This window comes from Microbulbifer mixtoriginis (SeqCode), assembly GCF_052466715.1.
The window spans coordinates 2309665-2330660 of record NZ_CP174288.1; the positions used below are offsets into that span (position 1 = coordinate 2309665).

17 protein-coding genes are annotated in these 20996 nt (G+C 49.1%); 4 read left to right on the forward strand and 13 right to left on the reverse strand.

The window, feature by feature from the left end; all coding sequences use genetic code 11:
• Positions 1 to 759 precede the first annotated feature (759 nt).
• The 5 genes from ACJJH9_RS10205 to ACJJH9_RS10225 all read right to left on the reverse strand — a co-directional run bounded on the left by ACJJH9_RS10205 (position 760) and on the right by ACJJH9_RS10225 (position 7659).
• Positions 760 to 1200, reverse strand: coding sequence for a hypothetical protein (locus ACJJH9_RS10205; protein WP_444925166.1), 441 nt, complete (start codon positions 1198 to 1200; stop codon positions 760 to 762).
• Positions 1201 to 1427: 227 nt separating this feature from the next.
• Complete coding sequence (locus ACJJH9_RS10210) at positions 1428 to 4574, reverse strand: efflux RND transporter permease subunit (protein ID WP_444925167.1); 3147 nt, start codon at positions 4572 to 4574, stop codon at positions 1428 to 1430.
• Positions 4575 to 4587: 13 nt separating this feature from the next.
• Positions 4588 to 5841, reverse strand: a complete 1254-nt coding sequence (locus ACJJH9_RS10215; RefSeq protein WP_444925168.1) for an efflux RND transporter periplasmic adaptor subunit — start codon at positions 5839 to 5841, stop codon at positions 4588 to 4590.
• A 14-nt stretch (positions 5842 to 5855) separates the two neighbouring features.
• Positions 5856 to 7187, reverse strand: coding sequence for a TolC family protein (locus tag ACJJH9_RS10220; RefSeq protein WP_444925169.1), 1332 nt, complete (start codon positions 7185 to 7187; stop codon positions 5856 to 5858).
• 76 nt (positions 7188 to 7263) lie between these two features.
• Complete coding sequence (locus ACJJH9_RS10225; RefSeq protein WP_444900651.1) at positions 7264 to 7659, reverse strand: hypothetical protein; 396 nt, start codon at positions 7657 to 7659, stop codon at positions 7264 to 7266.
• A 268-nt stretch (positions 7660 to 7927) separates the two neighbouring features.
• Between ACJJH9_RS10225 and ACJJH9_RS10230 the strand changes: the two genes are divergently transcribed.
• Both ACJJH9_RS10230 and ACJJH9_RS10235 read left to right on the forward strand, forming a co-directional pair.
• Complete coding sequence (locus ACJJH9_RS10230; protein WP_444925170.1) at positions 7928 to 8881, forward strand: DUF2092 domain-containing protein; 954 nt, start codon at positions 7928 to 7930, stop codon at positions 8879 to 8881.
• Positions 8878 to 9393: a hypothetical protein gene (locus tag ACJJH9_RS10235; protein ID WP_252081766.1), complete on the forward strand. Its 516-nt coding sequence runs from the start codon at positions 8878 to 8880 to the stop codon at positions 9391 to 9393. Before ACJJH9_RS10230 ends, ACJJH9_RS10235 begins: the two co-directional genes overlap by 4 nt.
• 70 nt (positions 9394 to 9463) lie before the next feature.
• Here ACJJH9_RS10235 and ACJJH9_RS10240 read toward each other — a convergent pair whose 3' ends face one another.
• Both ACJJH9_RS10240 and ACJJH9_RS10245 read right to left on the reverse strand, forming a co-directional pair.
• Positions 9464 to 9658: a zf-HC2 domain-containing protein gene (locus ACJJH9_RS10240; RefSeq protein ID WP_444886313.1), complete on the reverse strand. Its 195-nt coding sequence runs from the start codon at positions 9656 to 9658 to the stop codon at positions 9464 to 9466.
• Positions 9659 to 9662: 4 nt separating this feature from the next.
• Positions 9663 to 10283, reverse strand: a complete 621-nt coding sequence (locus tag ACJJH9_RS10245; RefSeq protein ID WP_252081768.1) for an RNA polymerase factor sigma-70 — start codon at positions 10281 to 10283, stop codon at positions 9663 to 9665.
• 248 nt (positions 10284 to 10531) lie between these two features.
• On the opposite strand from ACJJH9_RS10245, the gene ACJJH9_RS10250 reads away from it, so the two are divergent.
• On the forward strand, positions 10532 to 11590 hold the full coding sequence (locus ACJJH9_RS10250; RefSeq protein ID WP_444925171.1) for a methyltransferase domain-containing protein: 1059 nt from the start codon (positions 10532 to 10534) through the stop codon (positions 11588 to 11590).
• Between the two features lie 45 nt (positions 11591 to 11635).
• On the opposite strand, the gene ACJJH9_RS10255 is transcribed toward ACJJH9_RS10250, so the two are convergent.
• Complete coding sequence (locus ACJJH9_RS10255; RefSeq protein ID WP_444925172.1) at positions 11636 to 12622, reverse strand: hydrolase; 987 nt, start codon at positions 12620 to 12622, stop codon at positions 11636 to 11638.
• A 189-nt stretch (positions 12623 to 12811) separates the two neighbouring features.
• The gene (locus ACJJH9_RS10260) at positions 12812 to 14026 is read right to left on the reverse strand and encodes an MFS transporter (RefSeq protein WP_444886316.1); all 1215 of its coding nucleotides are present in this window, start codon (positions 14024 to 14026) and stop codon (positions 12812 to 12814) included.
• 117 nt (positions 14027 to 14143) lie between these two features.
• Between ACJJH9_RS10260 and ACJJH9_RS10265 the strand changes: the two genes are divergently transcribed.
• Positions 14144 to 15391, forward strand: a complete 1248-nt coding sequence (locus ACJJH9_RS10265; protein WP_444925173.1) for an ArsB/NhaD family transporter — start codon at positions 14144 to 14146, stop codon at positions 15389 to 15391.
• A gap of 50 nt (positions 15392 to 15441) precedes the next feature.
• Here ACJJH9_RS10265 and ACJJH9_RS10270 read toward each other — a convergent pair whose 3' ends face one another.
• The 4 genes from ACJJH9_RS10270 to ACJJH9_RS10285 form a co-directional block, all read right to left on the reverse strand.
• On the reverse strand, positions 15442 to 15912 hold the full coding sequence (locus ACJJH9_RS10270) for a DUF411 domain-containing protein (RefSeq protein WP_444884735.1): 471 nt from the start codon (positions 15910 to 15912) through the stop codon (positions 15442 to 15444).
• A gap of 22 nt (positions 15913 to 15934) precedes the next feature.
• A complete protein-coding gene (gene egtD / locus ACJJH9_RS10275; protein ID WP_444884734.1) occupies positions 15935 to 16903 on the reverse strand; it encodes an L-histidine N(alpha)-methyltransferase in 969 nt (322 codons plus the stop codon).
• Position 16904: 1 nt separating this feature from the next.
• Complete coding sequence (gene egtB, locus ACJJH9_RS10280) at positions 16905 to 18188, reverse strand: ergothioneine biosynthesis protein EgtB (RefSeq protein WP_444925174.1); 1284 nt, start codon at positions 18186 to 18188, stop codon at positions 16905 to 16907.
• Between the two features lie 188 nt (positions 18189 to 18376).
• Positions 18377 to 20923 carry a TonB-dependent receptor gene (locus ACJJH9_RS10285; RefSeq protein ID WP_444884732.1) on the reverse strand — a complete coding sequence of 849 codons (2547 nt, stop codon included), beginning with the start codon at positions 20921 to 20923 and terminating at the stop codon, positions 18377 to 18379.
• Between the last annotated feature and the right edge of the window lie 73 nt (positions 20924 to 20996).

Here is a 20996-nt window from a genome sequence, read left to right on the forward strand (position 1 = left end):
TATTCTCATTGCTTAACCAAGTCCCATCCGAGTAGGCATCAACAGTCTCTACTCCAAACTCATGGATTAAGTAGCGAAGACCTTCTTTATCTTTGTCGGTAGTCTGCTTCTTATTGTTGTAGACGCCTTCAAGTTTAATCTAATTGGCAAAAATGATAGCCCCGACCGTATCAATAGACTTCAGCTGCGCCTGGTAGGCAAGGTATACGTCCGACGACACCTGATGCTGCACTTTAAGGATCGGACAGAAGATCACATGGTTATGTGATCTTAAGACTGAGCTCAACAGGAGTTTTATTCATCCATGAAAGGTAAGAAATACTCAAGTTAAAACTGGACATAGCAGTTTTCTAGTGACCACCTAAAAACAGTGCAAAGTGATACTGCCTGGACTCAACAATCATAATGGCCTTCGCCAACAAGAGAACTAAGCCCAGCACAGTGGTCCAGAAAGTGAAACCTCCAAAAATCTGTTCAGGTATTTCGTTAACTTCCCAAAAATATCATTCTAGATTCACGGATAAAGTAGATTTCTATAAGAAAGCACAACGTAGTAGAAGAAACCCAACAAACCAGCAAAGGCGCTCCAGTAGCTTGAACCTGAATCACTCGTTCAATTTTATCTCACTTCTTTACCTACTCTTTGCTTTTGATCCCCCTTGGCAAAGCCATCGTTTGATAAATTGATATAATGGGAAAAAGTGGCATCATGAGAGTATCGCCAAATAAATGACTTGATGACTAGCGACGCTTTATTTTTTAATTCTTAATTAGTGCCACCCACCTATATAGATTGAACATCACTATATCAATACAAATACCCAAGAATAACAACATGTGTGCGGCAGCTAATGCTATTAGAGGAGCCTCTACATGCTCATTAGAATTCGGCAAATGAGCCACAAAGTAAGTAAAAATTAATATAGCGAGCAAGTATAGAGTCCAGCACCTTTCGAGGTGCTGAAAACATTTATTCTGATTAATTTGAAACCTTAAAACGATGAGCTCTGCCAATACAAATATTATTACTCCGGTAAAAGACAAGGCTAGAGTAAATTGCATTGCTCTAGGTAAGCTTGGAAATAATGTTGTTGTGTGCGTCATCTCCCAAACTTTAAGACCAAGGACCAGGGATGTGAACCAAGCAGCGCCCAAAAACACCCCTACAAACGGTTTGAATTTCCAGTAACTTTCAGTCATTTTGAAATCCCCAACTTTGTTTGGACACTCAAAATTTCAGATGCAAAGTAAATTACGTTGAAAACTATGGCTACTAAAAAATCACTTACGATTCAAAGAGTCGTAGCCCCAGTATATTTAAGCCAGACAGAATAATGGCATATTTGTCAGCTATCGTATGGTTTGCAATAGGAGCCCTACTCATACTAACTCTAACTCCCTGAGGTAGTATGAGTAAGCTGATCAGTTTATTCGGCTATCCTTGTGTCCCTATTAGCCTCCTCTCTTCCATGTACAATCCGATAAAGCAGTGGCAATACAAATAACGTCAACAATGTCGAAGAAATAATTCCGCCAATCACTACCGTGGCTAGGGGTCTTTGCACTTCAGCTCCTGTACCTACATTCAAAGCCATAGGCACAAAGCCGAGGCTGGCCACCAATGCAGTCATCAACACCGGACGCAGACGGGTCATGGCGCCATCGATAATTGAGGTGAAAAGCCCGCCTCCTTGCTGGCGTAATTGACGGATAAAAGAGAGCATTACCAGGCCATTTAAGACAGCCACACCTGATAGGGCGATGAAGCCAACTCCTGCAGAGATCGACAGTGGCATACCACGCATCCATAAAGCCAGGACACCCCCAGTCAACGCCAAGGGGACTCCGGTAAAGATAATCAGGGCATCCTTAAACGATCCAAAAGCCATTACCAGTAAGCCGAGAATGATAAGCAACGTTAGCGGCACTACGATTAACAAGCGGGTACTGGCGGATTCCAGCTGTTCGAAGGTACCTCCATAGGCAAGCCAATATCCTGCTGGCAGGGATACCTGCTGCTCGATACTCGCCCGCGCCTCTTCCACAAAAGAGCCCAGATCACGGTCGCGCACGTTGGCTGTTACCACCACACGTCGCTTGCCATTTTCACGGCTTATTTGATTTGGAGCTGGCGTCATCTCCAAACTGGCGACTTCAGACAATGGCACATAGCTACCCAGTGGACTACCGGCGGGTAACGGCACAGGTAAATCACCAAGGCTTTCGTAATCACGACGTAGCTCCTCCGGCAGGCGGACTACCAATTGGAAACGACGGTCTCCTTCGTAAATCAATCCGGCCTCCTCCCCACCAATCGCGGTGGATACCAAATCCTGCAGTGTTTTCAGATCAATACCGTAGCGGGCAAGTGCGATACGCTTGGGCACAACAGAGAGAACCGGCAGTCCCTCTACCTGCTCTACCCTCGCATCGGCAACCCCTTCAATACCATTGAGCACACCGAGGATTTCATTAGCGGAGGCCACCAGCTGATCCAGATCATCGCCGAATACTTTGATGCCCAGATCTGCACGCACCCCGGAAATCAGTTCGTTAAAGCGCATCTGAATTGGCTGAGTAAATTCGTAGTTGTTACCTGGCAACTGACGCACAGCTTCTTCAATCTCTGCTACCAGTTGCTCTTGAGGTAGTTTCGGATTAGGCCACTGGCTCCGGGGTTTTAGGATCACAAAATTATCGGCCACATTGGGGGGCATTGGGTCTGTGGCCACTTCTGGCGTGCCTATCTTTGCGAATACTTTGTCTACCTGGGGAAATTCTTTAATTCGCTGTTCCAACAAGCGCTGCATCTCGACTGATTGCTCCAAACCGGTGCCGGGAATCCGCAAGGCGTGTAGTGCGATATCTCCCTCATTCAATTGAGGAATAAATTCCGAGCCCAGGGTGGTTACAAGCCAGCTACAAAAAAGTACCAGTGCAAGAGCCCCGGAAAGTACCAGCCAGCGCACTTTCATCGCAGCGATTAGCAGTGGCTCATAAAGAGATTTGGTAGCAACGATCAGCTTGTTTTCTTTCTCACTGATTTTGCCTGTGAGGAAAACAGCAACCGCTGCCGGTACAACTGTCAGTGAAAGTACCAGCGCAGCCAGCAAAGCCATTACTACAGTAGCAGCCATAGGGTGGAACATCTTGCCTTCCACACCGGTTAAGGTGAACAATGGTATATACACCACCGTGATAATCAACACACCAAACAAGCTTGGGCGAATAACTTCGTTAGTGGCTTGAAAAACCAGTTCCAATCGCTCTTGCAAGGGCAACTTGCCACCTTTACGGCCCTGGGCTTCGGCAAGTCTGCGAATGGCATTCTCGACAATAATCACCGCCCCATCGACAATCAATCCGAAGTCTAGAGCACCAAGACTCATCAAGTTTGCGGAAACACCGGTTTGCACCATGCCGAAAATTGTGGCGAGCATAGAAAGCGGAATTACTGCTGCGGTGATAAAAGCTGCTCGAATATTCCCCAGTAGCAGGAACAACACTACAACAACCAGTAACGCCCCCTCGATAAGGTTTTTCTGTACCGTAGCAATGGCTTTATCTACCAGAGTGGTACGGTCATAAACCGCTTCTACCTTGATACCCTCAGGCACCGTAGACTTTACTCCCTCCAAGGCAACCGCAACATTACGGGCCACCTCTCGGGAGTTCTCCCCCACAAGCATCATGGCGGTACCCAGTACCGTTTCTACACCATCACGCGTGGCAGCGCCGGTACGCAGCTCCTTGCCGATAGCCACTTCAGCCACGTCCGAAACTTTAACCGGCGCCCCACTGCGACTGGTAATCACTACATCTTCAATTTCGGCGATACCTTGTAACTGGCCTGGTGAGCGCACTAATAATTGACGACCATTATTCTCCAGGTAGCCGGCACCTCGACTCTCGTTATTCCGACGCAGGGCTTCGGCGATATCTTCCATGGAGAGACCAAAGTTGAGCATCTGCCGAGGATTGGGAGTAACGTGATACTGTTTGTTGTAGCCACCAATGGTATTCACTTCTGTAACACCGGGCACCAAAGACAATTGCGGCTTGATAATCCAATCCTGAATTTCCCGCAGTGCCGTGGCATCGTAGGGCTGCCCGTTCGGCTGGGTAGCGCCGGGGTTTGCCTCCACTGTGTACATAAAGATCTCACCAAGACCGGTGGCAATAGGCCCCATCTCGGGCTCCAGCTCCGGGGGTAAATTGCTCTTTATGGCACCGAGGCGACTGTTAATTAAATTACGGGCAAAATAGAGATCAGTCCCCTCCTTAAAAACCACAGTGACCTGGGATAGCCCATAGCGGGAAATCGAACGGGTGTATTCCAAGTTGGGGAGACCGGCAAGAGCTGCCTCCACCGGGTAGGTAATCCGTTGCTCAGCTTCTAATGGCGAGTATCCGGGGGCCTCAGTATTAATCTGTACCTGGACATTGGTAATATCGGGGACCGCATCAATCGGTAGTTTCTGGTAACTCCAAATCCCCAGCCCCACCAATACAAAGATCAGGGACAGCACGAAAAAACGCCGCTCAATTGAGAAGCGCAGGATGCCTTCAATCATCTTCTGGCCTCAATTAGTGGTTATGTGCAGCGCCGGATTTTTCGATATCCGCTTTGATCAGATAGCTGTTCTCAGTGACATAGCGATCCCCCGCATTGAGACCACTCAGCACTTCCGTCACTTTGCCATCGGTACGCCCAAGCTTGAGCGGGCGAATTTCGTAGGCTTCGCCTACCTTGACAAATACCACTGTCCAATTGCGAAATGGCTGCAGAGCCCGATTTTCCACCACGAGAGGTACAGGACTTTCACTGGTTACCACTTGGCCCTGAACCATTAAATCGGTTGTCCAAAGATCGTTAGGATTCTCAATTACCGCTCTTGCAATCGCGAAGGGTTGGCCATTACCGCCGGGAGCGAGGCTAGTAATGGTTGAATCGAAAGTTCTCTCTCCAGCTTTAATGGACACTTTTTGGCCACGACTGATCTGACCACGGCGAGTGGGAAATACCTGTAGTTCAGCCCACAATTGATTGTAATTGGCGATAGTAAACAGGACTCGCTCACCACTAAACTCACCACGGCTGGCTTGTTTATCGATTATCTGGCCGCTAATAGGCGCAACCAGCGGGTAAGTTTGCAGGCTGTCATTGGATTCAATCGTAGCGAGTTTTTCCCCTTTTTCTACTAGATCACCCAGTGCTTTTTCGATAGTGACCAGAGTTCCCGGGTAGCGTGCGCGCACATGGCTAAGGCTGCGGTGATCAACGGCTGTTTTACCGTATAGAGTGACACTCTCTTTTATTGTGCCGGAGCCAGCAACAGCAGTTTCAATGCCGGCTTTTATTGCCATTTCCTCAGAGATTTGTACACGGCCTTCATGGGATTCGTAACTCCATTCTGCTCGCTCCCCGTTATGAAGAACAGAAACAGTAACATCGAAAGAATGCGGTTCCCCTACAGCACCTTCACCGCGGTAATACCCGTTGCGTTGCTCCCAGGTAAATGGGATACGATCCACTTTCCCACCGAGTCTCTTTAACTCTACGGCAAGGCGAGCATTTTCCTGAGGCTTATCTCCCCGAGAAATCCAAGCGCGAAATTCCGGCTGAATGCCTCGCTCATAAATAAGCAGTTCAACTGACAGATCACCCTTTTCCAATAAACGGCCTCCATTTGGGCCTTTCTCTACCTCATGCTCGCCGTGCTCATCATGGCTATCACTATGATCACCACTTGCATAGCTTTGGGGCACCAACCAATTCCCCAAGAGAAACAGGGAAAGGAACAGTATCGCCAGCTGATTCGCTTTAGTTGACTCACTCATATTTCAATCCAAAATTATTTACTGCTATCGACGCTCATGGGCCCCAAGGGTCCGGCGGTCAGCTGTTCAATTTCTGCGCCGAAAAGAAGTACGGATCGCGCCGCTTCAATGCGGGCTCGCTCGGCACTCAACAACTCATCCCGGGCAGAAATCAGGTCTACATAGGAATCCCTACCCCGGCGGTAAGCGCGATCCACTTCAGTTAAAGCCTGGCGCAGCTTGGGGATTACAGAGTCTTGCAAGGTGGAGACAGTGCCCAGAGCCTGTTCACGGCTGGTCACTGCGAGAAAAAGCTGTGGGTAGAGCTGCAAAAGTGCTGCCTCACGACGCAGCATGACCTCATCCAGCTCTGTCATTGCCGTTAGTTCAGCACCGCGATTACGTTTGGCGGTAAATAGGGGGACACTGAAACCCGCTTGGACTGCAGTTTCATTAACTGCCGGATTCACACGAAGACCTGCATACCATCCAACATCCGGTCTGGAATTCGCCTGGGTCAGGCGTAGCCGGGAGGCTTGCAAACGCTCTTCAGAAGCAAATCGTGCTATCGCAGGGTTTGCCTGGGCTCTTTCATAAAGCGCCTCAAAACTTGCACCCGGATCAAAGCGATAAAGCTCAGCGGAGTCCACGCGATAATTTTGGGCTGGCTGCCCCCAGAGTGCCGAGAGCGCATGCTTGTAGTACACCAGCATGCTCTGATCGGTCTGTTGTGCGAGGATCGCTTTTGCCAGAGAAGACTCCGCACGCATACGCTCTGAGACGGGGCTGGCCGCAGCACTGACCCGCGCGCTTACAGCGCTCAAGGCCTCACGTGCTAGCGCGACTTTCTCCTCCGCCAAAACCACCAACTCTTGGGCGGCCAAGACCTGGGTATAGCGGCGGATCACTTCCGCCAACAGATCCAAAGCCTTAGCCTGTTCATCGGCGATTAGCAGGTCGCGCTGCGCATTGACAACATCTATACGAGCCTGGCGTTTATTGCCCAGCTCCACGACTGAAGAAAGAGTTACCGTCAGCTCAAACTCATTGTCGGCATCGTCCTCTGGATCTGGAGCATTGTCCGAGTCACCTTCATTGAAGTGCTTGTACTCAGCCTCGACACCCAGCTCCATCTCCGGCTTTAGTGCCGCAGTCTGCCCGGCACCATCCAAACCCCTTTTCTGCAATGGAAAAACTGCAAGCTCCGGATTCTGCGCAAGCGTAAGCCCTATCGCATCCGGTAGTGTTAGCAAGTCCCCCTCCTGTGCAAATACAGGTTGCACAGGCAAACACAATATCGCCATCGCCAATAGCCAGGCGGCAAGGCGACGAATCACACTCGCAATGAGCGTGTGAAACAAATCCATGGATATCTCCCAAATCACATCCCATATACGTGAGTTGGGTCTTGCGACTCTCTTAACTCACGCAGTAATAGATCGATCAGACTTGGGTTATAGGTGGGCGCAGTAAGGGAGAGAAGTAACCGCTGGGTACCGCGACATTAATCACTTCACGATAAGAAATGGTACCCCAGAGAAAGGGTTGGAATGACTGTCCGAGCAGTCCGGCAACGGTACTGCCATGGCAGTGGCAACAGTGATTACAAAAGTCGAGAAGTGGTGACTGTTGCGCGGGCTCATCGACAGGGAGCGAAACTTGAACCACCTCGCCAAGTTCCGGCGAAGTGAATTCACTATTGAGATCAGATTGGTCCAGATGGTGGGGAAGTAGATGCTCGGTTACATCCTGCAGTTCTTCATGACTGTCATAGAAAGCCCCTGCGGTCTGGAAGACCAGCAGTGCGATCAATAAAAAAGACAGCCTAACTAGGTTCATATGAACAAGGGGACCACAAAATCTTATTCTGGACTCTAGCAAACATGTCAGGATAGCTCAAACAGAAAACCCTCTCAGAATTTGCGCACCGCCAACGGCTTTGAGAAATAGAAGCCCTAGTCAGCAAAGTGAGCCCCCTGTCCATTTGGTCACCCTCAACTCCTCTACACTGATTTTGATGCCATTAACTTGAGTTTGTACCGGGAGGTATCTGTATATGCTTGCCCCTCATCCACTTGGCTGCCACACCAGAGCAATGCTTCTTGCTGTGTCAATAGCCTTAATTCCGGCCGTAGTTGCACAGCCCACTCCCCCGCCGCCTCAGCCAGGTAGTCCGCCGACCCAGGACCAGCAGGGGGGCTCAAACAATCCACCGCAGGGCCAACCCCCAGCTCCTAGTGACAATACTACCGGTCAGGGCCAACCCCCTGCGCCACCGGGAGACACAACCGGTCAAGGTCAACCCTCTTCACCACCAGATACCTCATCTGGACAAGGGCAAAGCTCTCAGTCCTTGGCGGGAGTTGACCAAAATGGTGAAGCTATTGATCCCAAAGCCATGGAGGCACTGAAGGCAATGGGAAAATACCTGGCGAGCATGAAGATGCTGATGTTCAAAGCCAGAATTTTTGCCGATGTAGTACTTGAGAATGAGCAAAAGTTATTGATCGGGGGCAAAGTCAGATACATGGCAATGCCACCAGATAAACTGCGCGTGGATATGACTACTGATTCAATTACTCGGAACTTTATTCACAATGGTGGCAAGTTCACCATGATTGCCCCGCGCAATGGTTATTTTGCAGAAATGGAGGCCTCTCAACCCACCTCCCAAGTACTCTCCAAGGCAGCAAAGGAATACGGCATTGAAGTACCTTTTGCAGACCTTCTGGAATGGGGGCGCAAACCGGACGCCTGGGCAGGGATCAAGGAGGGCTTTCTGGTTAACTCTCCCAAAGTTAACGGGCAACGTACCAAGCACTGGGCTTTCCGTTCGGAAAACCTGGACTGGGAGATCTGGATCCAGGTTGGTGATAAGCCCCTACCACTTCGCATATCCACCGTTAATACCCGCGATCCAGCCAAGCCGCGCTTTATCGCGACACTTAAATGGATGAAGACCAAACCAGAAGCGGCAAAAGAGTTCACTCCAGCTACCGGGAAGCACAAACAAATCCCGTTTAAAAAGGCTGAGCCAAACAAGCAGGAGGCGCCACAATGATCCATGCTAAGCATCGTAAGTCGCGAGCCTTGTCACTATGGGCGGCACCACTATTACTCTCCGGAACTCTGCTCGCCGCAGTGTTCAGCTCTCAGGTGGAGGCGCGCGAGCATTTTGGTGGACGCGGCGCGCATTTTAATGTGGGTGGACACTTCAATGCGGTTCGCCCAGGACCCGGAGGAGGCTTCCACGGCGAATTTGCACGGGGGGACTTTGAGCGCAGGTTCCCAAACCATCCACCATTTCACCCTATTCGCCCGGGGCACCACCGTCACCCTCCTTACCCTCCACCCTGGCGCCCTCGACACTGGCCCTATCCAGGCCCTAGATATTGGGGGGTTACTGCCGTGGGTGTTGGTGGCTGGCTCTACACACTACCTCCAAGCTGTGTCAGTGTGACGGTCGGTAATGTGACCTATGAGCGATGTGGGTCTTATTGGTATCAACCCCATTTCGTGGCAGGGCATATCGCCTATCGGCATGTAGGAGCACCACGGCGGCCGCGGCGATAGCTTGAAATTCTTCCAGCGCCTAACTGAAACTCCCTGTTGGGTTTATGGCGCTGGGAGACTTATAGGAAAGTTAGTCTTCTGTTCTTTCCGGCCCACCCTCGGCATAGGATTTACTGATACCACGGAGGATGCTGAGCTGCTTGCCAAAGTTCCTACATGGGGCGCACATTGCCAAATGCAGCTTAAGGCTGGCCTGCTCTCGCAAGTGCAGCCTGCGCTCCTGGGACTCCGACATCAACCGCGTAGCTTCCCGGCACGATTTCATTGACTCAGCCCTCCACGCCAAACCAGTTATCTTCCAGGCATTCACGTAATCGCAGGCGCGCCCGGTGCAGTGTCACATTTAAGTTGCTCACCGAAATCTCTGCTGCGGCACAGATCTCGTGGCTCTCCAGCTCAATGAACTCTCGCATCATAAATATTTGCGCCTGACGGGAAGGCAGATGATTGAGGCATGCATCGAAGATTCGCCAAAAATGCTTGTCGTGAATAGCCGACTCGGGGTCTGCCCATTTCTTTGGTCGCTCATCCTTTCTCCAGTGGCCGGTTTGATCAAATAACTCGTCGTGATCGTGCTCCTCGCGATCGCCACGCACCAGCTGGTCTGCATCAACAAAGCGCTGTCGTTGTCGCAAAATGTCGGCAATCTTATTCTTCAAGATGGCAAACACCCAGGTTTTCAGGGCCGATCGCCCAGTAAAGCTGCGGGAGTTTTTCAGGGCTCCCATAAGGGCCTCTTGCACAGCATCTTCAGCCAATTGGGCATCCTGCAACTGCAAGCTGGCAAAACGAAGCATCTGCTGGCGCAGATCCACCAGAAACTGGGGGTTCTGCAAGGATTCCTCAACTCTTGGTTCAGGCGAAGCATCAGGGGCAAGGTAATCGCTCAACTACGTTCCCTCATAAAATCGAAGCGGAGACCGGCGATATTAACTAAAAAGCGAGAATTATCTAACAGCCAGCTCACCCTGACACCAAAAGGCAACTTAATTCCCTCTGCCGGTACTAACAACACAATCACAAAGTTATTAGTCGTGAAACAGCGGGACTTGTTACAAAAAGAAAGGACAGGTAAAAAATAACCCTCGAATGGCGCCCAGCGCCCGACAGGAAAATCACTCTGCGAAAGGTATGCTCCATGCATGATATTGTTCAGGACTACTACGGACGCCAGCTAAAAAGCACATCAGATCTCAAAACTGATGCCTGCTGCGATGCCAGTGCGGTGCCAAGTTGGTTGAAGCCGCTACTAGCCAATATACATCCAGAAGTCCTATCCCGCTATTACGGTTGCGGGCTCGTTTGTCCCCCGCTTTTAGAAGGCTGCAGGGTTCTCGATCTTGGCTGTGGTTCAGGTCGCGATGTCTACCTCCTCTCCCAACTCGTGGGAGCAAGCGGTGAAGTGGTCGGCATTGACATGACCGATGAACAACTACAAGTTGCCCGCCAGCACCAGGGTTATCATGCGGAAAAGTTTGGTTATGACAACATCACCTTTCTGCATGGTTATATCGAAAAACTGGATGAACTCGGCCTGGAACCGGGTAGTTTCGATGTTATTGTCTCCAATTGTGTCGTGAATCTCTCTACCGACAAAGGGGCCGTGTTACGAGGCCTATATCAATTATTAAAGGAAGGTGGGGAGTTTTACTTTTCCGATGTGTATGCCGATAGGCGTGTCCCTGACACCCTGCGCACGGATCCGGAACTCATCGGCGAGTGCCTGGGTGGCGCTCTCTACTGGAACGATTTCCTCGAACTGGCCCAGGCCAGCGGCTTCCGCGATAGCCGACTGGTGGAAAGTCGCCCACTGGAAGTGACCAATGCGCTTTTGCTTGCCCGCTGTGGCAGTGTTCGCTTTTACTCCGCCAGCTACCGTCTTTTCAAACTGGCAGGCTTGGAAAAGGACTGTGAAGACTATGGCCAGGCTGTAGTTTATAAGGGGAGCATTCCAGAACTACCGACTGAATTTGTACTAGATGGGCACCACCGGATTGAGAAGGGGCGTGTGTTTTCTGTCTGCGGTAATACGTGGAAAATGCTGGCAGAAACGCGCTTAGCTCCCCACTTTGACTTTATCGGTGACTTCTCCCAGCACTTCGGTTTATTTCCCGGTTGCGGTCGAGAGATGCCTTTCTCTGAGGGGGCTACTAACCCTTCAATAAGCAGTAGCGACACTGGTAGTCAGTGCTGCTAACCGTCTGACCCAACTACTCAGCGTCGCAACAGCGACGCCGAGTATTCAAGCTCTATTCCGCCGAATGACAAAGTCGAGAAATTTAGGGACTCTATGTTCGAGCCAATAATTCGGCCGCCATACAGAACCCCCAACAAATCCCACATGCCCCCCCTGTAAAGTGACTTCTAACTGCACCATGGAGCTCACTTCTCTCTTCTCGGGAATAGCCGATGGACAAACGAAGGGATCATCCACAGAATTTACGATCATCGTTGGCACCCCAATTTCCCGTAAAAGATGCTTGCTAGATGCCTTGGTGTAGTAGTCATCAACATCCCGGAACCCGTGCAAGGGCGCGGTAAAAGTGTTGTCAAAGCGCCGGAAGTTGGCAAAGACCGTAGCATCATCCACATTTGGCAGAGCTGCCGCCATACAAGGGTCTTGCGCCTTTTGTTTGAGAGTGAGGCGCAGGCAACTCAAAAGATGGCGCTGGTAAAGTCTGGAAAGGCCAGTATTAATCTTGCGACTACACGCATGGAGATCCATTGGAGAAGATATCGCCACCGCCGCAGCCACCGGGCTGCAGGTTCCATCCTCCCCCAGCATCTTAAGCAGTACATTGCCACCCAACGAGTAACCCACCACCGTAATTGGGGTCAGGGGTAACTCCCCCCTCAGCTGTTCTACCAACCAACGTGGATCCTCACTATCTCCGCTGTGGTATGCCCGGGGCAACCTGTTTGGCACACCCCCACAACCGCGGAAGTGCATGACAGCAACTTGGTAGCGGCGTGCGAGTAAGGATTCCATCATACCCTGGACATAGGGAGAAGCCACCGAGCCACCCAGACCATGGAGAATCAAGACTAATGGGAGTTCAGGGTCATCAACCAAAGGGCGAGGAGTGAGTAGTGCGAGACAATCTCCGTCCGGCGTTTCATACCAACGGCACTGGGTTTCTATCCATGGAACTGGGCGATGCACACGGCCAAAGACGGTTTGAATATGACAGTTTCCAAGGCCTGTGGCGGGGATAAACTGATCAGTCATATACCGGATTCCGCTATTGCTATTTACCTGCCCTACTCTGCTCAATTTAGGCACTTCTATATAGCGACCAAGCAGAGCTGGCTTCGCGAAGCATGAGGGGTAGCTATCCCTCGAAAGTATTGCGCGAATATCATCAGTATATAACCTGCGAGGACATATGTTGGGATAGGCGACGGGTATCGTGTGTTATTACTGCAGCTGAACCTTAGTTTTGGACATGGTTTCAGGCACGAAGATCAGAAAGAAGGTTGCGGCAATAGTGGCAATCCCCGCCAGCGATAAGAACGCGGCGTTATACCCGAAGTACTGAACAACATATTCTGCCGAGAAATTACTGCAGGCAGAACCAATCCCCACTAAAGCAGCCATGGCGCCCTGAGTAATGTTGAAGCGTCCTGTACCCTTAGTAAGATCGGCGCACATCAGAATGATGATCACCCCAAAGATACCGTTGGCCACACCGTCTAACGACTGTATAGCCACTAAAAAGAAAGGGTTATCTGTAGACATAAACAAGAGCGCACGAATTGGGTTAATACAAAAACCGATCATAAAGATAACTTTACGTCCCCAGGCATCGGCTTTGGCTGCACACATTAGTGACATCAACATCATCCAAAATTGCGCAGCAATTATGCAGGCAGAGGTAAAAGCAATGGCCTGGTTCACATTCGAATTGAGTGACAGCTTCTGGCTGACCAGAGGCAACATAGCCGCATTGCCAAAATGGAATAGAAAAACACTCACAGCCAAAGCGATCAGGCGTTTATCGGTAAGCAATACAGAAAAACCGGCAGGCTCCCTTTTTCCCGAAACATCGCGCCGTTCACCGCCCCGTGCTCGAATATGATCAATTGAATGAGCAGGAATAAATCCAACTGAGATAGCCATTAATACGCCCATAACAGCCATCAACCAGAAAACCCCTTCCGCAGCGATCGTTAGCGCTACAATTCCAGCAATCGCCGCAGCAAATACATTGCCCGCATGATTGGCCGCCTGGTTGGCACTTGTCTGTAATGTAAAAGTCTTATCACTACAAACTCCCAGAGTAATGGCTGCAATAGAGGGAGCCACGAAAGCAATAGCCGCCCCCATTAACACCTGGGAGCCATAAATGACAGGTTTGTGATTGGCCAGTGCAACAATAGCGATAGAGACAATCGCAATAATGATTCCGCAAGTTGCTATTAGCATACGCTTAAAGCGGGTGCTATCGATAAAAGCCCCTGCGGGTGTTTGTAATAAAACCGTGGTGATGCCACCAATAGCTAAAACAATGCCAATATCCCCTGGCTTCCAGTGCATAGCTGACAACAGGTATATCGCCAAATAAGGACCTAAACCTGCAACCACATCTCCCGCGAAGAAGTTCGTAAAAAGAAGAGGCTTGTTTAAACTCATAGATAAGTCTTATTGTGGGATTTATCAGCCCAGGTGGATGCCCTGACACCAAGTATAAGAAGCGGAGAATGATTTTTAGAGTAGCAGTAAGCAGAGACGACATCCGAGGCTGCGCCAATGTCCCTTAGCCTGATAGTATCGGCGATCATCTTCTTAATGATTGCTGCCCGGCAGTGGCTCCCCTCCACAATTCGCATCTGGCATATTATGACCCTTGGTGCGATCGCTTTGCTGCTCATGCGTCAAATTACCTTTAGAGAGGCTTTCTGGGCCATAGATTGGGATCTGATATTATATTTATTCTCGGTCTTCTCTATTGCCTCAGCTCTGTACGATACAGGGATATCCGCACAAATCAGTCATCGGATTCTTTCAATCAAGCATCCAAGTCTTGTATTAATAAGTTATATCCTCGTAATGGCAATTTGTGCAGCCCTTCTTACCAATGATGCCGCTGCTGTAATCGGTGTACCCATTGCAATTGTACTTGCACGGAATATGAAATGGGGACTGATTCCACTCCTGATTACACTCTGTGCAACAGTCACAATTGGCAGCATGGTATCCCCCGTAGGCAATCCCCAAAACATACTGATTGCCAACGCAGGGAACTTCGACAATATGTTTGTCGTTTTTGCCCAGTGGACTCTTGTGCCCGCTATCGTCACTATGTTTCTGTCCATGCTATGGCTGAAACGTTTTTTCAAAACCAGCGATATAATCAATTACGAAGCTAGTAAAGAGTACAGGGAGGCGGAAAAGGTTGCGCAAAAGTGGCCGGCACTTTTATCTGCAGCCCTATTATTAATCTTTATTGTCCTTGCCAGTATCCTACACAACGTGGATGGCATATATCACCCAAGTATTGGGCAAATCGGGCTAGCCGCTTGTTTGCCGATATATTTGGCCAGCCATGAGCGCAGACGGATATTAAGAGAGGTAGACTGGCCCACTCTTTTTTTCTTTGTTTCTATGTTTGTTGTAACCGGATCACTGCTACAATCTGGCTCTCTCCAGCACTTCCTGAAAATGGGCAATATTGATTTAGCAGAACCAGAGACCGTAGCTTTTGTCAGCTTCTTTGCAAGCCAGCTATTCTCCAATGTACCAGTAGTAGAGATCTACCTTAACCTTTTGCATCAACGTGACCCCCAAACCTTAATGATGCTTTCCGCAATATCTACAGTTGCCGGCAACCTGTTTATTATTAGCGCGGCCAGTAATGTTATCGTGCTACAGCAGGCAGAGAAATTCGGGGTAAAGCCTTTTAATTTCTGGCAATTCTTTTACCTGATGCTGCCAGTCAGTTTTATAAGCGTACTGATAAGTTATATCTGGATTCTCTGGTATGCATCCTGGCAGTAAACAGCAACAAAACCTACAGTAGTGAGAAACAAAGAAGCCATTAGATATACTTAAGCTTTTTTAGGTTTCTCTATACGCGCATATAAACGGTAGTCGCCATTTTGGAGCAACAAATAGATATTATAAGGTTCGAATTTTTCACCATCTTCCATTCCAGGGCTCCCAACCGGCATCCCTGAAACTATTAGCCCCACACTACCCTCTGGCGGTGAGGCCAGGAAATTCTGGATATACATAGCCGGAACATGCCCCTCAAAAACATACTGATCGCGCCATACCGCTGTGTGGCAGCCTTCCATTCCTCTAGGAATACCCCATTTACGTTTAACCTCCTGCATATTCACTTTAAAAACAGAGGTGGCCGTGAAGTCCTTTTCCTTTAGGTGCGCCATCCATTTTTTACAGCAAAAACATAAAGGATGCTTATAAACAATAAGTTCCGCAGCGTCATCACCGCTTTCTGCGAAAGCACCACCAACTATTGCGATAGCAAATAGAAGCAATAAAAAAATCTTTTTCAACTGCCACCTCTTTATTCAAATTTTAAATAGCCTGAGCGTAATGAATCACATAAGTCTTAGCAGAATCCTGCCAAAAGCAAACGGACTCAAATCCACTGCGGGCCAATAAACTCTTGAACCCAGCAATTGAATACTTGTGGCTATTTTCAGTATGGATTGTTTCCCCTTCAATAAAGTCTATACATGTATCCGCTATAGAAACACTGTGGTTTTTAAGACAAACCAAGTGCATTTCCACTCGCTGACGCAACGGGTGGTAAAATGCTCGATGCGCGAATAGAGAAAGATCAAAGTTTGCTCCTAGCTCAACATTGATCCTTTGCAGAAGGTTCAGATTAAACCGCTCAGTAACGTGATCACTATCGTTATAGGCTCGCTCTAAAATCACAGAATCCTTGACTAGGTCTGTACCAATCAACAAGCCATCGCCAGCATCAAGGTTCGAGGCAAACAACTTCAAGAGGCGCTCCGCCTCCAATGGCTCAAAATTTCCTATTGTGGACCCCGGAAAAAAGATAACTTTTTTTCTTGAGGAAACATGAATAAGCTTATTCCATACCTCAGATTGGGAAAAATCACCCACCTCACTCCATACCTGGACTCCCGGTAAACTCTTTTTGATCCGTTTTTCTGCCTCCAGTAAAATCTCGGGAGAAATATCTATTGGGCAGTAACCCCTGGGGGAATCCATAGCATCAAGAAGCTCTTCTACCTTCTCACAATTCCCTGCACCTGGTTCTATCAGCAGTGTTTCAGGTCCAAATTTTTGAGCAATTTCATCCCGATAGGTTGTAAATATATCCGCCTCATTTCGGGTCAGGTAGTAATCTTGTGAATCGCAGATTTCCTCAAACAGGCGTGAACCAACTTCATCGTATAAATATTTGCAAGGCAATGTCTTTCTTTTTCTACTCAGCCCCTCCAAAACATCCCCCAGGAACTCATTATTCTGGAGTTGATTCTCAATAACTGACGATACGGCTGCTTTCACTTTAGTCTCCTGCCAATCGGACACCGGTAAATTGCCACGCTTGATGTGGATAAAAGAAATTCCTGTAACTGATTCTGATATGATCAGATGGGGTTGCGAAGGATCCTCCGCGCAAGACCTTCTGGTTACACATGAATTTGCCGTTGTACTCGCCAACTGCATCCTTGTGGGCCTTGAAACCGTGGTATGGCAAATAAGCACTAGAAGTCCATTCCCAAAGGTCCCCCAAGAACTGGGTATGGCCATTTTGAGCCGCCAAGGGCTTCAGATAACGTTTTTCCAACAAGTTGGCACTGGCAAGCTGATTTACTTGTCGCAAGTGACAAGCCGCTGCCTCCCACTCAAATTCTGTTGGCAGTCTTTTGCCGGCCCAGGTGGCAAAGGCATCCGCCTCATAAAACGAAAGGTGATACACAGGTTCAAAACCATTCAACGGTTGTAACCCATGTAACGTATATTGCTGCCAACCGTCTTTCGTTTCACGCCAGTACAAAGGATGTTTCTGAGCGTTCTTTTGCACCTGTGACCAACCATCCGACAACCACAGGCGATGCTGTTGATAGCCTCCATCCTCAATAAACTCCAGATATTCAGCGTTACTGACTAAACGTGAAGCAATTGAAAAGTCAGGCAGAAACTGTTGGTGTACAGGCCCTTCATTATCAAAAAAGAAATCCTCCCCATCACTACCGATACCATAGAATCCGCCGGGTATTTCCAGCCAGCAAAGGGCAGCAACACTCTCAGCTTCTTCTTCGTGAGTATTATCACTATAAGCAGGTGCCATTGGATTCATCGATAGAGCATGCTTGATATCAGTCAGCAGTAATTCCTGGTGTTGCTGCTCATGATTGAGGCCAAGATCCAGCAAAGCACTAATGGTTGAAGTAATGGGGGCTATATCTAACAGCTGTTCTATTGCCGTATCTACAGACTGGCGATAGGCGTAGATGCGCTCAATTCCAGGCCTGGAGATTACCCCCCTTTGCGGTCTGGAGTATGGGGTACCCAAACTGTTGTAGTAGGAATTAAAAAGATGGTGAAAATGCGGGTCAAAGAGCTGGTAATTGGGGAGGTAAGGAGCGAGTAAGAATGTTTCAAAAAACCAGCTGGTGTGCGCCAGGTGCCACTTGGTTGGGCTCGCATCCGGCATCGACTGCAGCTGCATATCCTCGACAGATAAAGGTGCAGCAAGACACTCTGTCTCCCCCCGCACCCTTTGATAAGCTAAAAGAACCCGCTGCTGTAACTCTTCCAGAGATACTTCACCTGCAAATATTGTCATATCAATTATCAACTACGATAGAATTCAGTTCTATTGAAATCATCATACGCAGTTTTAGGCGTATTCCTAAGAGCTTGCAGAACTACACGATCTAATCCACGCCACTTTATTCAATTAAGAAAAACTCATGCAAAAAAAAGGGCCGGATAACCGGCCCACACTCTCGTCATGCTGACATGAATAATGAATTAAAATCGTGCAGTAAAATCTGCGCCATACATTCTCGGCATAAAACGCCATGCCGGGCTCGCCCCGATCGCAGCACCAGTGCCACCATAACCCCCAGCGATTTCCTCATCGGTTAAATTCTGCACCCAAAGGGCTACTGAATAGTTATCCGATGCGCTATTCCAAGCAGCACGCAGATTAAATAACTGATAATCATCCACGATGCGGGTTCTATCGGTGATGGAGCCGATGCGCTCATCCGTCCAGTTATAATCTCCACGGAATACAAACTCTCCACCTGAAGCTAAATCCACTGTGTACTCAGCCATCAGGTTGAGCTTACTTTCGGGAGTGGAAACCCTGGCCTGACCAACCTTGGAGTCTTCCTCGGTTTCACCAATAACCGTAATAATTTGATAGTCTGTGAATTCCGTGTCCAAGTATGAATAATTACCGGCAATGAATAGACTATCGGTAGCGGCCCACTGCACTTCTATCTCGGCACCGGTCCCCTCAGCGTCAGCATTTCTCAGGTTGTAGCTGGGGATTGGGTATCCGACCAGATCCAACTCCTGAAGGTTTTTATACTCATAGGTGTATACAGACGCATTTAGACGCACGCGGTTATCAAACAGGCTACTCTTAAGCCCCACTTCCAAATTGACGACATCTTCCTGATCAAATGAGGATTCCACACCTGGACCAAAGTTAAGGCTGTTAAATCCGCCGGCCTTAAAACCATCCGCCAAGGAGATAAAGGTCATCATCTCATCAGTCCAGCGATAGTCGAGCACGATGCGGCCGGAAATATCACTCCAGCTATCACTCAGCTTGGAATTTAACTCTGTTTGACCATTGTTATAAAAGGCGATGCCAAAAAGCTGTGAGCCCAGGTCAACTGTTGGCAGTGTGATGCTGCCGACTTTATTGCCATTTTCATCTAGGAGATCCACGTCTCCGCCAGACAATGACAGCGGGATACTGTTGCCATAGGCGGTTTGAATAGTGAAATCTTTCTTATCGTAGGTGTAGCGGGCACCGACCGTCAGATCCATTTTGTCGGTGATACTCCAGGTCATATCACCATAGAGCGCTGTAGAGCGGTAATCACCAGTATTGCGCACACTCTCATTCCAAGGGGCATCAGAAGCTATCCAGGGCTGGAAGCCTGCCATCATCTGCTCTACAACCTGATCCGCCCTGAGCATACTGCCACTTACCGGCGCGCCTAGCGCATGAAGTAACGCATCCACCTGGCCACTTTGCAACATCAAGTCATAGACAAAAGTCGCACTGGCAACGCCTTCCAGCCCCATCGACTGCAATAACTGCCGATTCATAACCGCCAGGTCTTCCTGCTCTGTTTGGGTCAATTCTGGAAAACTCTCTTTGATACCTTCGTAAACGGCAAAAGATTCAACAGAACCGGTAGTGAAATAAGCGTAAGTTGTGTGGTCCAGCTCCTCTTGGGAGTATGAGGCTCCCAGAGTCCATTTAATCGAGTCGGTAGCACCGTTGAGGCGGAATTCCTGCGAGAACTGGCTTTGGTCATCTGTATTCGCAGACCCAAACATATGGTCAGGATTGGCTGTGCCATCCTCGTCCTGCTGCAGGTGCGCATCAAACTTTCGATAAGCCGTGATCGAGGTAAGGGTAAAGTTATCGAACTCTTTGCTAACGGTCAGGGAAGTGCCGAAAGAATCTCGATCTTCAATGGTTGGTGTATCCAGAGCGTAGTCCCCGAATACATCGGTTCCCTCTTTTAGGCTGGGCACAATAGTTGTGCGCAACGCACTACCCTGATCCATTACGCCATAGTCTGCCCGCCATAGCACCTCAATATCTTCCGCAGGCTCCCACAGAACAGATGCGCGGTAGGTCTGGGTATCCTGATCACCTACTGAAAAACCACCCGCCAAATTATCCGCAAAGGGGTCTCGGCGGTTAGTGGATGCGGAGAAACGAGCGGAAAGCGTATCGGTTAGCTGGCGATTGAGAAGCAGATCGGAGGACTGGCGGCCATAATTACCAGCGGTGAGATTTAGCTCGACGGTATTATCTGCCTGGGGCTTGGTGGTAATAATATGAATGGCCCCACCCGTAGCATTACGCCCAAAAAGCGTACCTTGTGGGCCTTTCAGAACCTCCACTCTTTCTATATCCGTCAGGGGAATTTCGGCGCCCGCACCGCGACCGGTGTAGACACCGTCCACATAAACAGCAACGGCCGGATCGGATCCCACGGTCCAATCGTTGGTTTGAATACCGCGGATACTGTATGTTGGCTGCAAAGCGGTATCATTGTGCATCTCGACACCAGGTGTATACCGGCCTAGATCCGTGAGATTTTTGACACCCGACTCTTTTATATTTTCCCCGGTAAATGCGGAAATCGCGATCGGTACTTCCTGCAGGTTTTCCGCTCGCTTTTGTGCCGTAACTACAACTTCTTCAATTTCTGCAGCTTGAACATTAGCGCTCACAGCTGTAAAGAAGGCAATAGCGCCGGAGAGGATAGAGAGGTTAAATTGACGGTTTTTTACGGTGCTACCAACATCGTGCATCATCGCGTCCTCGCATTTATTGTTATACAGCGTGATGTATTGGTTTTTTATTTTTGTTATTCCACGCCATCTTACG